Annotated in this window: 12 protein-coding genes; 4 read left to right on the top strand and 8 right to left on the bottom strand. The window is 72.0% G+C overall.

What is annotated here, in order from left to right; translation table 11 throughout:
- Window positions 1-40 precede the first annotated feature (40 nt).
- The 5 genes from LLS1_RS06630 to LLS1_RS06610 all read right to left on the bottom strand — a co-directional run bounded on the left by LLS1_RS06630 (window position 41) and on the right by LLS1_RS06610 (window position 5,768).
- The gene (locus tag LLS1_RS06630) at window positions 41-1,051 is read right to left on the bottom strand and encodes a hypothetical protein (RefSeq protein ID WP_226654155.1); all 1,011 of its coding nucleotides are present in this window, start codon (window positions 1,049-1,051) and stop codon (window positions 41-43) included.
- 124 nt (window positions 1,052-1,175) lie between these two features.
- Complete coding sequence (locus tag LLS1_RS06625; protein ID WP_226654153.1) at window positions 1,176-1,847, bottom strand: hypothetical protein; 672 nt, start codon at window positions 1,845-1,847, stop codon at window positions 1,176-1,178.
- Window positions 1,847-2,488 (bottom strand): DapH/DapD/GlmU-related protein, encoded by a 642-nt coding sequence (locus LLS1_RS06620; protein WP_374758249.1) that lies wholly within the window; start codon window positions 2,486-2,488, stop codon window positions 1,847-1,849. The genes LLS1_RS06625 and LLS1_RS06620 overlap by 1 nt, the downstream gene beginning before the upstream one ends.
- Window positions 2,489-2,540: 52 nt before the next feature.
- A complete protein-coding gene (locus LLS1_RS06615; protein WP_226654151.1) occupies window positions 2,541-4,073 on the bottom strand; it encodes a sugar transferase in 1,533 nt (510 codons plus the stop codon).
- Window positions 4,074-4,391: 318 nt separating this feature from the next.
- Window positions 4,392-5,768: a glycosyltransferase family 4 protein gene (locus tag LLS1_RS06610; RefSeq protein ID WP_226654150.1), complete on the bottom strand. Its 1,377-nt coding sequence runs from the start codon at window positions 5,766-5,768 to the stop codon at window positions 4,392-4,394.
- A gap of 107 nt (window positions 5,769-5,875) precedes the next feature.
- Between LLS1_RS06610 and asnB the strand changes: the two genes are divergently transcribed.
- The 3 genes from asnB to LLS1_RS06595 are packed head-to-tail and all read left to right on the top strand — an operon-like array spanning window position 5,876 to window position 10,139.
- The gene (gene asnB, locus LLS1_RS06605) at window positions 5,876-7,732 is read left to right on the top strand and encodes an asparagine synthase (glutamine-hydrolyzing) (protein WP_226654148.1); all 1,857 of its coding nucleotides are present in this window, start codon (window positions 5,876-5,878) and stop codon (window positions 7,730-7,732) included.
- A gap of 9 nt (window positions 7,733-7,741) precedes the next feature.
- Window positions 7,742-8,926: an L-2-hydroxyglutarate oxidase gene (gene lhgO / locus LLS1_RS06600; RefSeq protein WP_226654146.1), complete on the top strand. Its 1,185-nt coding sequence runs from the start codon at window positions 7,742-7,744 to the stop codon at window positions 8,924-8,926.
- Between the two features lie 10 nt (window positions 8,927-8,936).
- Entirely contained in the window at window positions 8,937-10,139 is a 1,203-nt protein-coding gene (locus tag LLS1_RS06595) for a glycosyltransferase family 4 protein (RefSeq protein ID WP_226654145.1), read from the top strand.
- 19 nt (window positions 10,140-10,158) lie between these two features.
- Here the strand turns inward: LLS1_RS06595 and LLS1_RS06590 are convergent, their stop codons facing one another.
- On the bottom strand, window positions 10,159-10,854 hold the full coding sequence (locus LLS1_RS06590; protein ID WP_226654143.1) for an SDR family oxidoreductase: 696 nt from the start codon (window positions 10,852-10,854) through the stop codon (window positions 10,159-10,161).
- A 109-nt stretch (window positions 10,855-10,963) separates the two neighbouring features.
- Here LLS1_RS06590 and LLS1_RS06585 point away from each other — a divergent pair, with 109 nt between their 5' ends.
- Window positions 10,964-11,611, top strand: coding sequence for a TetR/AcrR family transcriptional regulator (locus tag LLS1_RS06585; RefSeq protein ID WP_226654141.1), 648 nt, complete (start codon window positions 10,964-10,966; stop codon window positions 11,609-11,611).
- 84 nt (window positions 11,612-11,695) lie between these two features.
- On the opposite strand, the gene LLS1_RS06580 is transcribed toward LLS1_RS06585, so the two are convergent.
- Both LLS1_RS06580 and LLS1_RS06575 read right to left on the bottom strand, forming a co-directional pair.
- Complete coding sequence (locus LLS1_RS06580; RefSeq protein ID WP_226654140.1) at window positions 11,696-12,616, bottom strand: glycosyltransferase family 2 protein; 921 nt, start codon at window positions 12,614-12,616, stop codon at window positions 11,696-11,698.
- 126 nt (window positions 12,617-12,742) lie between these two features.
- A complete protein-coding gene (locus LLS1_RS06575) occupies window positions 12,743-13,876 on the bottom strand; it encodes a hypothetical protein (RefSeq protein ID WP_226654138.1) in 1,134 nt (377 codons plus the stop codon).
- Window positions 13,877-13,961 lie beyond the last annotated feature (85 nt).

Here is a 13,961-nt window from a genome sequence, read left to right as displayed (position 1 = left end):
TGTGCCGAGGCGGGCCGCAGGCTGCCGGCCAGACCCGCCCTCAGCGCACCACAGAGGGGGACCAGGCGTGGGCGAGGAAGAGAGTGGGGCCGTGCTGGCCATCGATGGGGATGGAGTAGACGTTGCTGTCGCCCGGTTTGGCCGGGTCGGCGAGGCCGTAGAGCAGGGTGGCGTCGTCCAACCACTCGGCCTGGTCGTCGACATTGTCGGAGATGGGGAGCTGCGTCTCGACGCCGGTGGCGAAGTCGAGCACGGCCAGCGTCCAGTGCGGGGTGCCCGTGGTGGAGAGGTTCTTCTTGTACGCGATCTTGGTGCCGTCGGGCGAGAGCGACGGGCACTCGGCGCCGTCCTTGATGGCGACGAGGCTGCGGCCGCGGAGGTTGCCCCGCACCAGCCAGTGATGACCGCCGGAGGCCGCGGTCGCGAAGAACGTGTTGTCGTCGTCCGAGAAGGTGACGCCCCAGAAGTTGCGGTCGTCCGCGGTGACCTTCTCCCCGTTCACGAGCAAGGTGAACTGGTCGAGGCTGCCGTAGTCGATGCCGTTGACCTGGGCGATGTCGGTGCGGGTCGAGAACGCCTTGACGCCGTACGACGAACCGGTGACGAAGGAGGTGTCGGCGACGAGCGACGAGTCCGCCGAGATGCGGGTCCGGCTCGGCACACCGGGGAGCGCCCAGTCCTTCAGCCGGCCGCCGGAGGCGTCGTAGAGCGTCGCACCGAAACTGGTGACGACGCCGGCGTCGGTGTGCAGGCACATGAGGTTCTGGTGGGTGGCGTAGACGCGGTCGCACGGAAGGTCGGTGACGGTCCGCTTCGCCCGCGGATCGGAGAGCGGGACGGAGGCGACCAGACCGTAGTCGTCCCCCAGCTGGGTGTTGCGGAAGACGAGCAGCGGACCGGACGGCAGGGTCGGGCGCGGGGTGGAGACGGCGGCAGGGGCGGACTGGCGCGCCTGGTAGCCGGACCACGAGACGGCCGCGAACGCCGCCGCACCGCCCAGCAGCACCACGGTGACCACCGGGAGCAGCCACCGCCGGGATCGCGACGTCATGCGGCCAGTATCCCCGAATCGCGTCCCGCCGTCGCGCCCCCGTCGGGGGTTGGACACGGCGACGGACGACGGGACGCGAGCCCGGAGTGGAGAGGCGCGACGAGGGCGTCGATGGTGTGCACGATCAGCCCTTCGCCGTGAATGTGCCGTAGAGCGCGTACGACGTGCCGGAGTCGCCGGGGGTCGCCGTGAGCGTCACCGCATTGCCGTCGCGGCTGTAGGTGACGGCGGTGGCACCGCCCAGCGCGGGAGCGGCGGTGTCGTACATCCCGACCTTGGCGAGGGCCTGCCGGTAGAACTCGACGACGTCCGTGACCGAGCCGCTGGTGGTCCCCGTGAGGGAGACCTGGAGGTTGGGACTGTCGGAGGCGACCGAGCTGGTCGAGACCTTCGAGCCCTGGAGCTGGGGGACGAGGATGTCAGGGAACCCCTCGACGATGCCGCCGGTCGCGCTGGCCGACTTCGGCAGCGGCGCGCTCACGGGGTACGGGATGGGGGTGCTCGGCGGGAGCGCCGGCGATGCCGCCGGGTCGGCCGGGATGACCTCCGTGGTGAAGCGCTTGCCGGCGGCCGGCGGCGTGTTCTTCGCGGAGGGTGCGGGCCGAGCGGTCGCTCCGCCCGACGGCGTGGCGGAGCTCGGAGACGAGGAGGGGGAGGATGCGGAGTCCGCCGCCGGCTGCACGGCGGCCGGCCGGCCCGCCGCCCCCGGCAGCAGCGAGAGGGTGATGGCACCCGCGGCGAGCACAGCGGCGGCGGCGAGTCCGGAGATGATCCACGTGCGACGGGAGAGCCTCATCACTCCACCTCCGGTGCCAGCGCGCCGTCCATCTCGCGGTACGCGCGCCCGGTCACAGGGCAGACCCAGCGGCCGGCCCCCTCGTCGCGCAGCGGATGCCCGGCCTCCCCCACCCAGCCGATGCGGCGGGCAGGCACTCCGACCACGAGCGCGTAGTCGGGGACGTCGGCACGCACGACGGAGCCGGCGGCGACGAGCGCCCACCGGCCGATGGTCACGGGGGCGATGCAGACGGCGCGCGCGCCGATGGAGGCGCCGGTGCGGACGGTGACACCGACCGCATGCCAGTCGTCCGCCGACTTGAGGGTGCCGTCGGGATTCACCGCCCGCGGGAAGACGTCGTTGGTGAACACTGCGGCCGGGCCGACGAACACGCCGTCCTCGAGCACCGCCGGCTCATAGACGAGGGCGTGGTTCTGCAGCTTGCAGTTGTCCCCGATCACGACACCGGGGCCGACGTAGGAGCCGCGGCCCAGGATGCAGTCCGAGCCCACCACCGCGTCCTCCCGCACCTGCGCCAGATGCCAGACCCGGGTGCGGTCGCCGATGGACGCGCGCGGGTCGACATCGGCGGTGGCGGCCATGACGGGCACGGCCGTACCGTCCGAGATGGTGATGGTGGTGGTGGTGGAAGAGGTCATCGGCGTCGCCCCCAGGTCGTCGCTCAACAGTGGGTGGGTGGTGCGCGGCTCCTCAGTAGGCGCCGGTCGGTTGCAGGAGCACCTTGGCGGTGCGCCAGAGGATCACCAGGTCGCCCGCGAGCGACCAGTTCTCCACGTAGTACAGGTCGAGGCGGACGCTCTCCTCCCAGGAGAGATCGGAGCGGCCGTTGACCTGCCACATCCCCGTGAGACCCGGCTTGATGTACAAGCGGCGGTGGACGTGGCTCTCGTACCCGTCGACCTCGCGCCGCAGAGGCGGGCGCGGGCCGACGAGGCTCATGTCGCCGACGAGCACGTTCCACAGCTGCGGGAACTCGTCGAGCGAGAACTTGCGGATGAAGCGTCCGACGCGGGTGACGCGGGGGTCGTCCTTCATCTTGAACAGGAGACCGGAGCCTTCGTTCTGCTGCTGCAGCGACGCGAGGCGGGCCTCCGCGTCGACCGCCATGGAGCGGAACTTGAGCATCGTGAAGGTCGAGCCGTTGCGGCCGACGCGCTCCTGACGGAACAGGGCGGGGCCGGCGCTGTCGAGACGGATGACGATCCCGAGGACCAGCATGGGGAGCGCGAGCACGACCAGGGCGGCAGCCGAGACGACGACGTCCAGCGCGCGCTTCAGCACGTGCTTGCCACCGGTGAACTGCGGGATCTCGACGTGGATGAGCGGCAGGCCCTCCACCGGGCGGAAGTGGATGCGCGGCCCGGCGACGTCGGTCAGCCGGGAGGCCAGGACGAGATCGGTCGCCGTGCCCTCGAGCGCCCAGCCCAGGTTGCGGATGAACCGGCTGCCCCCGCGGGGCTGGCCCGCGACGATGACCGTGTCGACGCCCAGCCGGTCCGCCGCCGCGGTGATACCCGCCAGATCGGCGACGACCGGGAGGCGGTCGGCGTCGGATCCGATGGTGACGAGGCCGGGCTCGTCCGGCACGGCGCCCACGACGTTGTAGGCCGCGCCGGACTTGCGCCGGATCTGTCCCGCGACGTACTCGATGTCGTCGGCGCTGCCGACCACGATCGCGCGGGAGAGGTAGTTGTCGAACCGGCGCTGGCGCAGCAGCCACCGCCGCCACGTCCACCGGCTGAAGATGAGGGCGGAGGCGCCGATCGGCAGCGCGACGAGGAAGTAGCCGCGGGCGATGTCGACCTGCGCGACGAGGAAGAGGATGGCGAGGAGACCGAACGCGAGGGCGCTGGACTCGGCGACGAGCTTGTACTCGGAGAGCCCCATCCCGACCACGCGGGAGTCGCGGGTGTGTCCGGCGCTCAGGGCGAACAGCCATCCCGCGACGATGATGAGGGAGATCGCGCCGTAGCCGAACGGGAAGGCGAGCAGATTGGGCACCACGTCCCCGACCCCGAAGCGGATGAGGAACGCGGCCGAGACCGACGCCAGCACGATCACGGTGTCCGTGATGCCGAGCCGCACCCGGTAGTGCGCCGCCCAGTGCCGTCCGCCGCCGCGCGGCGTGCCGACCGGCTGCAGCTGCGGATCGCCCGTGCGGACGTCCACGGGACGGCGAAGGCGCCGGGTGGGGGCGAGCTGGCGGGGGCGGATGACGGTCATCGTCCGCACCCCCCGCCCGCTTGCGAGGAGACCGTCTCGCCGTGGCGTCCTCCGGGGAGGACAGAGCCGGCGGCGGCTGGGGGAAGGCCGTGGTCTCGAACGGCCTTGCCGCCGCCGGCCCCGATCAGGGGCGCTGCCCGACGGGACGAGGGCGTGCCGTGCTCGGTCGGTCGGGTACCGGTTCCGGTCATGGCGCATCCCCCTTCCCTCAGTCGTCGGGTGGCGTTTCAGGTGGTGGAGAGAGAGTTCGGGATGTCACAAGTGACGATTTCTCACCTCTTCACAAAAGTGAGAATACATCGTCTTTTGCTGCGATGGTTACCCCTCTACGGGGGTGGTCGCCGGCGACGCGACTCCCCGATCGGCGAGAAACGCGGAGAACGCCTCCGGATCGTCGAGATCGACCGGCGTCAGACCGGTATCGGGACGCGCCTGGTCGACGGCGAACGGCCACGCGGTGAGCCGCTGGGGATCGAGCGGTCGGTCGAGCACCCGGTCGAAGACGCTCACGTACGCCTGCGCCTGGGCGCGCCAATCCAGCTCGACGGAGACGCGCTCCCGGGCGGCGCGGCCCAGCGCCGCCCGGCGCTCCGGGTCGTCGAGCAGGGCCTCCACGGCGTCGGCGAACGCGCCGATGTCGCCCGACGGGACGTACACGGCCGTGTCACCACCGGAGACGCGGGTCTCGACGAGGTCGAACGAGACCGAGGGCAGCGCGAACGCCATGTACTCCATGGTCTTGTTCATCGTGGAGACGTCGTTCAGCGGGGTCTTCTGATCCGGCCCGAGCCCGAGGTCGGCCGCGCTCAGGTACTCGGCGATCTCCCGCGGCCCGACCCGGCCCGTGAAGGTGACGTGGTCGTCGAGGCCGAGCTCGGTGCACTGCGCACGGAGATCCTTGTAGCAGTCGCCGAAGCCCATCAGCACGGCGTGCACATCGGTGCGACCACGCCGGTGGACGAGCTCCTCCATGACCTCCAGCGCCCGGTCGACGCCGTCCTGCGGGCCCATGATGCCGAGGTAGGCGAGCAGGAAGGTCCCCGGCCGCTTGAGTCCGGCAGGGGGGAGCACCGGACGCATCACGCGCGTGTCCGGGCCGCTGCGGACGATCGTGATCTCTTCGGCGGGCAGACCGCCGCGGGTCATCGCGACCGAGCGATAGCTGCCGTTCGTCGAGATGACATGGTCGGACGCCCGGTAGGTGCGCCGCTCCAGCCAGCGCAGGCCGTTGTACTGGATGCGGCTCGGGAGCGAGGCCGGCTCGCCGAAGCGCGAGAGGAAGAGCTCCGGGTTGAGGTCGTGCTGATCGAACACGAAACGCACCTTCCGCCACCGCCACAGCAGAGCGAGCAGCCAGTACGTGTCCGGCGGGTTGCAGGCCTGGATGACGTCGAAGCCGCGGCGGCGGCGCACCTTCAGCGAGAGTCCGGCGGTGCGGATCCAGGAGTAGGCGAACTCCCACACGAAGCCCGCGATGCCCTGCGCCTCGCGCGCTGGGGGGTACTTGAAGATGGCGACGCCGTCGAGCTCCTGGTACGACGGATCCCCGGGGCCCTTGGGGCAGATCACGGACACCTGGTACCCCTGAGCGGTCAGGGCCTTGCACTCCAGCCACACCCTCCGGTCGAGGGGGACGGGCAGGTTCTGGACGATGATGAGCACACGTCTGCGTGCGCCGGGCAGCTTCTTCTTCACGACGGGAGACCTCCGTTCGGGCTTCGGGTGCGACCCCCTCATGCACCCTGCATTGGGGGCGGGCAGACCCATCGACAAAAGTGAGCATAGCTCGATAACCTTCCGATATGTGCGGAATCGCTGGAATCCACCGGCTCGACGGAACCGGCGTCGACCCTGCCCTCCTGCACGCGATGGCGGACCGTCTCGGCCATCGCGGGCCGGACGATCGGGGCGTCTGGACCCACGGCGCGGCCGGCTTCGCGCACACCAGGCTCTCGATCATCGACCTCCACGGATCGCGTCAGCCGATGACCTCCGCGGACGGCCGGTTCACCCTCGCGTTCAACGGGGAGATCTTCAACTACCGGCGGCTGCGGGAGGACCTGCAGTACCCGTTCACGACGGACGGCGACACCGAGGTCATCCTCGCGGGCATCGCCCAGCGCGGCATCGGCTTCATCGACCGGCTGGTCGGCCAGTTCGCGTTCGCGCTGCACGACTCCGCGACGGGGATCACGCACCTGGTGCGGGACCGCCTGGGCGTCCTCCCCGTGTACTACACGCACGGGGACGGCGCCGTCGTCTTCGCGTCGGAGGTCAAGGCGATCCTGCCCGCCCTGCCGCGGACGCCCTCCGTCGACCTGGCGAGCCTCGACTCCTACCTCTACGGCCGCAGCGTTCCGGCCCCGGACACCCTCTACGAGGGCATCCACAAGCTCCGCCCCGGCCACCGCGCAGAAGTCCACCCCGACGGCCGTCTGGAGGTGCTCCGCTACTGGCAGCCGCCGACGGAGGACAACACCCCGCGCTGGACCGAGCAGAGTGCGGTGGACGCGGTCGACGTGGCCGTCACGCAAGCGGTCGACGCGGCCCTCGTCGCGGACGTTCCGGTCGGCGCCTACCTCTCCGGCGGCGTCGACAGCAGTCTGATCGTCGCGAAGGTCGCCGCCCTGCGGCCCGGTCGCACCGTGCACACCTTCGCCGCCGGCTTCGGGGACAAGCGGAACGACGAGCTCGGCTGGGCACGCATCGTCGCCGACGCCTTCGAGACCGAGCACCACGAGGTGCACGTCGACGCCAGCGACTTCGAAGACCTCTGGCCGCGGCTCACCTACTTCCGCGACGCTCCGCTCTCCGAGCCGGCCGACATCGCCGTGTTCCGGCTCGCGGAAGCGGCGCGCACCACCGTGCGCGTCATCCTGTCGGGCGAGGGAGGCGACGAACTGTTCGCCGGCTACCCGAAGTACCGCGCCGCGCGAGCCGTTCAGCTCGCGTCGCACCTGCCGGCCGGCCTGCGCGCGAGCCTCGCCAACAGCATCGACCCCCGGCTGCCCGCCCGCCTCGGCCGGGCCCGCATCGCCCTCCGCGTCGCCGCGATGCGCAATGCCGAAGACCGCTACCGCACCTGGTTCGCCCCGTTCACGGCCAGCGAGCGCGCGCAGCTGCTCACGGGACTCCCCCGGCGCACGGCGCAGCTGCCCGACACGAACTCCGACGACGTCATCCGCGCCATGCTGCTGACAGACCTGTGGAGCTGGCTGCCCGACAACCTGCTCGAGCGCGGGGATCGGATGTCGATGGCCGCCTCCCTCGAGCTGCGCCCGCCGCTGCTGGACCACCGGCTCGTGGAGCTCGCGTTCCGGATGCCGTCGGCGTTCAAGGTGCGGCACGGCTCCACCAAGTGGCTGCTCAAGGAGGTCGCGCGCCGGTACGTCCCCTCCGAGGTGATCGACCGCAAGAAGGTCGGCTTCCGCGTGCCGCTCGACTCCTGGTTCCGCGGCGGCCTGCGCGAGGCGATGTGGGACCGGCTCACCGGGCCGGGATCCTTCGTCGGCGAGACGTTCGACCGCACCGCGGTGCAGAACCTGCTCACCCGGCACGAGAGCGGCGCCTTCAACGAGGAGAACCGCATCTTCACGCTGATGAGCCTCGAAGTGTGGCACGAGGCCGCGTTCGGCCGCACCGCCGCCCCGGCGCACTAGGCGGCGCGTGTGAGATCCGCGACGATCGTCGGCGGCGGCATCCTCGGCCTCGCCGTCGCAGAACGCCTGGCCCGGGAAGGACGCACGGTCACCCTGCTCGAGAAGGAGGACCGCTGGGCGGCTCACCAGACGGGACACAACTCCGGCGTCATCCACGCCGGTCCCTACTACGCGCCCGGGTCCCTCAAGGCGGAGATGTGCCGGGCGGGCAACGCGTCGATGGCGGCCTTCGCCGCCGAGCACGGCATCCCGCACGAGATCGGCGGCAAGCTCATCGTCGCGACCGCCGAGAAGGAGCTTCCGGGCCTCGATCGACTGGCCGAGCGCGCCCGCGCCAACGGGGTGCCCTCCCGACTCGTCGGGCCGGAGGAGGCGCGCGAGTTCGAGCCCGAGGTCGCGGCCGTGCGCGCACTGCGCGTGGAGACCACCGGCATCGTCGACTACGCGGCCGTCAGCCGGCGCCTCGCCGAGCTGGCGGGCGAGCACGGCGCGGAGCTGCTCACCGGCGCCCGTGTGCGTCGCGTCGCCGTCACGGGCGCGGGAGTGGAGGTCGAGCACGACCGGGGCACGTCCCGCACGGACGTCCTCATCAACTGCGCCGGTCTGCAGGCCGACCGGGTCGCGCGCCTCGCCGGGATCGAGCCGGAGGTGCGGATCGTGCCCTTCCGCGGCGAGTACTACGAGCTGAAGGAGGAGCGCCGCCCGCTCGTCCGCGGCCTCATCTACCCTGTCCCCGACCCCGACCTCCCCTTCCTCGGCGTGCATCTGACGCGCGGAGTCGACGGCGGCGTGCACGCCGGCCCGAACGCCGTGCTCGCGCTCGCCCGGGAGGGGTACCGATGGTCCGACATCCGCCTCGGCGACGCGTGGGACGCCGCGACCTATCCCGGCTTCCTGCGCCTGGCGCGCCGCAATCTCGGCACCGGCGCCGCCGAGGTGGCACGCTCCTTCTCGCGCACCCTGTTCGCCCGCAGCCTCGCGCGGCTGGTACCGGCCCTCCAGCGCGACGACATCGTGCGCGCCGGATCGGGGGTCCGCGCGCAGGCCATGCGGCGGGACGGCTCCCTCGCGGACGACTTCGTCATCCAGCCGGCGGCACGCCAGCTGCACGTGCTCAACGCGCCGTCGCCCGCAGCGACCAGCTCGCTCGAGATCGCCGCCCACATCGTCGCCGCGGCCGACGGACTGGACTGAGGAGCCCGACGTGGACGTGACACCGGACCCGCCGCGGGTGCTCTACAGCTTTCCGCACACGCTCGGACGCGCCGGCATCGCCGAGACCGCCCTGCAACAAGTGCGCGGTCTGGCCCGCGCCGGGGTCCCCGTCGTCCTCTTCTGCACGTCGGCGATCGGCGTCGAGCTGCCGCCCGGCGTCGAGCTGCACGAGACCCTGGTGCTGGCGGGCCGCCGCATCCCGCACCGGGCGCTCGGGGTGCAGCGCGCGTACGACCTCCACGACCGCCGGGTGTCCGCCTGGCTGCGCCGCCATCCCGACGCCGTCGACGTGGTCCACGCCTGGCCTCGTGGATGCCTGCGCACGCTCGCCACTGCGGCCGGGCTCGGGATCGCCGCGCTGCGCGAGTCCCCCAACGCGCACACGACCAGCACCGTGCGGGCCTCCGCCGCCGCGTCCGCCGATGCGGGCGTCCCGCTGCCCGCCGACCACTCCCACGCCGCCTCCGCAGCCGTGCTGGACCAGGAGGACCGCGAGTACCGCGCCGCAACCGCCGTCCTCGTGCCCTCGGACTACGCCCGGCGCGAGTTCATCGCCGAGGGCTTCCCCGCCGACCGGCTGCTGCAGCACCGGTACGGATGCGACCTGCAGCGGTTCCCCGCCCGCGGCCCGCTCGGCCCGCACCCGTTCCGTGCCGTGTTCATCGGGCGGGGCGACCCCACGAAGGGGCTGCACGTCGCGCTGGAGGCCTGGGTCCGCGCAGCCATCCCGGACGGCGAGCTCCTCATCGCCGGCCGGATCCAGCCCGACTACGAGGCGGCCCTTCTCCCCCTGCTCGAGGAGCCCGGCGTCCGCCGCCTCGGGTTCGTCGACGACGTGCCGGCCCTGCTCGGCACGGCCGATGTGCTGCTCCTCCCGAGCTGGACCGAGGGCAGCGCGCTCGTCATCCTGGAGGCGCAGGCGAGCGGCTGCGTCCCCCTCGTCAGCGACGCCGGCGGAGCACTCGGCACCCCCGGCGAAGACTACCTGCGCCACACGGTCGGCGACGCGGACGCCCTCGCCGACCAGCTGCGCTCCCTCGCCACAGACCCCGTCCGCCGTGCGCGGCTCTCCGCACACCTGACGGCCGGCCGGGCCGCGCTGGGCTGGGATGCCGCAGCGACGGCGCTCATCGGGTGCTACCGGGAGGCGCTGCTGATGCGGGCGGCGGAGGGGGCGGAGCAGGCGCGCTAGCGTCCGGCGGCGCGGACGGTCAGGGGCGCTGCTCGGCGATGTGGACGTGCGTCTCGACCCGCTCCGCCGCCATCCGCCACAGACGCTCGGCGATCTCGGCCGGGTCGATCGCCGTGGGACCGGCGTGCGGCGAGCCCTGCACGGAGCCGTTGATGACGACCTCGCCGACGTAGACGCCCTCCGGGCGCAGCCGGGCGGCGAGGAGGCCGACCAGCTTGGTCTTCGCGGAGCACTCCAGAGCGACGCCGTCGCCGCCGAACGACACCGCGTACCCGTCGATGGCGTCGTCCTGCAGTCCCAGCGCGCCGTTGACGACGAGGACCGCACCGGAGGCGGTCCGCAGGTCGTCGAGTGTCGTCTGGACGGCGGCGAGCAGACCCGCGACGCCGATGTCGAAGACGTGGGCGACGGTCTCCGGGTCCGCGGTCAGGACATCGTCCACGACCACGTTCCGGTAGGCGGTGAGAGCGACGGCGGAGACCGGCCCGAGGTCGGCGCGGATCGCCCGCAGTGTGGCCCGGAGCGAGTCGGGGTCGCCGGCGTCGCCGACGAACGCGTGGGCGGCGACACCCGTGGCCTCCAGCTGCGCGACGCCGGCCTGAAGCCGTTCGGCGCGCCGTCCGACGAGGGCGATCGACCAGCCCTCCCGGCCGAAGCGGTGGGCGATGGCGTGGCCGTTTCCTGGGCCGTATCCGATGACGATGAGCACGGGCATGGTGTGCGCTCCTCCGATGTCGTGCAGCCCGGGCCGGGCCGCGAGAGGACCAGCCTAGCATTAAGTGGAATAGGAGCTTCCGTTTCCGTTTTCGGTGTACTCTGACGCCATGAGTACGACAGCATCCCCTGCCCGCCGGCCGCGGGCCGACGCCGAACGCAACCGCCGACGGGTCCTCGACGCCGCCACGCAGGTGTTCGCCGAGCACGGCCCGGCTGCGACGCTGGGCGACGTCGCCCGCGCGGCCGGTGTCGGGGTGGGGACGATCTATCGCAAGTTCCCCGACAAGCAGGCGCTTCTCGACGCGCTGTTCGACGACAAGATCGACGGGATCATGCGGATCGTCGACGAGGCGTCGCTGATCTCGGACGCGGGCGAGGCGTTCCGCAGCTACCTCTTCGGCATGATCGAACTCCACGCGTGCGACCGCAGCATTGCCACCGTGCTGTTCGCTCCCGGCCGGTACGACCGGTTCCCGCCCGAGCTGAGCGAGAGGCTCGGCTCGACGGCGGACCGCCTGATCGCCGACGCCGTGGCGGCCGGCGAACTACGCCCGGGCTTCACCCGGCAGGACACCATCGCGCTCGCGGCGATGGTCAGCACCATCGCACTCGCCGCGCGCGACACCGAGCCCGACCTGTGGCGGCGATACGCCTCGGTCGTGGTCGACGGGACGCGCCCAGGTGCGGGCGACCGGCTGGCGCCGGAGCCGCCGGCGTTCCGCGCCATGACCGAAGCCCTCAGCAAGGTGCTCTGAGGCCCCCGGTGACATCATCCGCCTCGGCCCGCGAGCCGCTCGACGAGCCAGGCCTGGAGGCGCAGGCGAGCGGATGCGTCCCCCTCAGACCACGACCCCGGCCACCCGCACTCCACCGGGCAGCGCGTCGCGCCGTCCGCGGGAGAACAGCGCGGCCAGCGACGCCCGGGCGCTGGCTTCGTTGATGCGCAGGAGGTTGTGGACGACCAGGGTGCCCGCGAACGCCGCGGTCGCCGCCCGACCGTGCCACTTGCCGTAGTAGCGGAGCTTGTTGACGGTCTGGAGGGCGTCCAGACCGGCGGAACGCCCCGAGCCGCCCTGCTCGTGGACGACGACGGCGGACGGCACGTAGACGAGAGGGAGGCCGGCGGCGCGGAGACGACGGCAGTAGTCGGTCTCCTCGGAGTAGAGGAAGAAGCGGTCGGCGTCCCACGGGCCGAGAGCGCGCGCGGCCTCGGTGGGGACGGCGAGGGCGGCGCCGGTCGCCCAGTCCGCGGTGCCGGCGCGCTCGTAGCGGTCGGGTTCGCGGATGAGCTCGGCCAGCGCGCCGGGCCGGGAGGCCCAGTGGTCGCCGAAGAGGGCCTCGCCGAGCGAGCGCAGCACCGTCGGCTCGCGCCGCAGGGAGGGCTGGGTGGCACCGCCGCCGTCGCGGATGCGCGGGGCGGCGGCGGCGCCGTCGGCCGCCTCCACGAGGGCGCGCAGCGCACCGGGCTCCAGCGTGAGGTCCGGGTTGAGGAAGACCGTGACCGGGGCGGCGGGCGCGGCGGCGAGACCGACGTTCAGGCCGCCGGAGTAGCCGATGTTGCCGGGCGACGCGACGACCGTCACATCCGGTTTGCCGGCGAGGGCGGCGGCGAGGCCGTCGGTGCCGTCGTTGTCGACGACGACGAGATGCCAGCGGACGCCGTCGGCGGCGGCGGGGAGGGAGGCGACCAGCCGCGGCAGGTCGGCGGCGCTGCGGTAGGCGACGGCGATGATCGCGCAGTCGAGGTCGTGTGCTCCCACGGCAGCATCCTATTCACGAAACCGAGGGATGCTCAACTCCCCGTGCGGGGCACACGGTATGACGGAGCGGCCGGCCCCGAAGGGTCCGGCCGCTCTCTTCACGCCGTTCCGATCAGGCGCTTCCGGTCAGCCGCGACCCGGGGTCGCCACGGTCGCACCGGAGGACTGGAGCACGTTGCCCGCCCACTGGTTGCCATTGCCGGTCGCGTACGCGATGGCCGGACCGTAGCCACCGCACTTCTTGTCGTACTTGTCGCCGAAGGTGTTGCCGATGAAGCGCGTGTTGCTGGCGCCATAGCTGCCACCGAGGCCGGCGTAGACGCAGTAGCCGCCGCCGTCGAACAGGTTGCCCTGCACGAGCACGTTGTTGAACGCGGCCATCTGACTGTAGAGGGCGAGCGAGGCGGAGACGTTGGGCGCATCCCCGGCGTCGAGACGGTTGTTGGTCACCGTGAGGTTGGTGCCGCCGAGGCTCAGGATGGCCTCGTTGTGGCTGCCGCCATTGGCCGGGTCGCCGTAGACGACGATGTCGTAGACCCACGAGTTCTTGATCGTGACGTCCTTGACCAGACCGAAGCCCTTGCCCCAGCCGTGGATGACGCAGCCGTCGCACGTGAATCCGGTGTAGCCCACCGCGGGCGAGCCCGAGTCCTTGGCGCCGTTGTACGGGCCGATGATCTCGACGCGCTTGATCATCGTGTTCGGCGCGCCGCCGTTGTCGCTCGTGTCGATGCGGCCGTGCACCTTCGAGTTCTCGATGGTCACGTTGGCCGCGCGCACGAGCACGTCGCCGTTGATGTCGAGTCCCGAGACGACGGTCCCGGCCGTGGTGATGGTCATACCGCCCGAGGGGGTGAGCGTCACCCCGGCGGGCACGCCCGTGTTCGACGCGTCGGGCCAGGCGCCCGATCCGGCGTTCGGGTCGGTCGTCGGCGACGTGGTGGGCGTCGACGACGGCGTCGGAGACGGAGACTTCGTCGGTGCCGGGGTCGACGTCTTGGTCGGCGTGGGGGCGGGGGTCGCGGTCGCCGAGGGGGGCGGCGCCGGTTCGGTCGTCGGCTTCGATGCGCTGTAGCGGTGGTGCTTCTTCCAGTCGTTCCACTGCGTGGACGCCGCGGAGGCGGTCGTGCGGTGCTGACTGAAGCTGTGCGCAGAGGCGACCGAGACCGTGGTCAGGGTGAGCGCCACGGCGATCGCGGAGGCGATGGCCGTGACCTTGCGCACACGCGTGCCCAGGATCGATCTGAAGAACTGCTTCACGAGGGGGATGTTCCTTCCAGTGTCGGCGGGGGTCGACCTGTGAGAGGTGATCACTGACAAGACCCGCGGCTCCGGCCCCCATTTG

It is taken from the genome of Leifsonia sp. LS1 (assembly GCF_020521355.1).
Taxonomy (GTDB): Bacteria; Actinomycetota; Actinomycetes; order Actinomycetales; family Microbacteriaceae; genus Leifsonia.
This window is presented reverse-complemented; position numbering and strand designations above follow the sequence as displayed.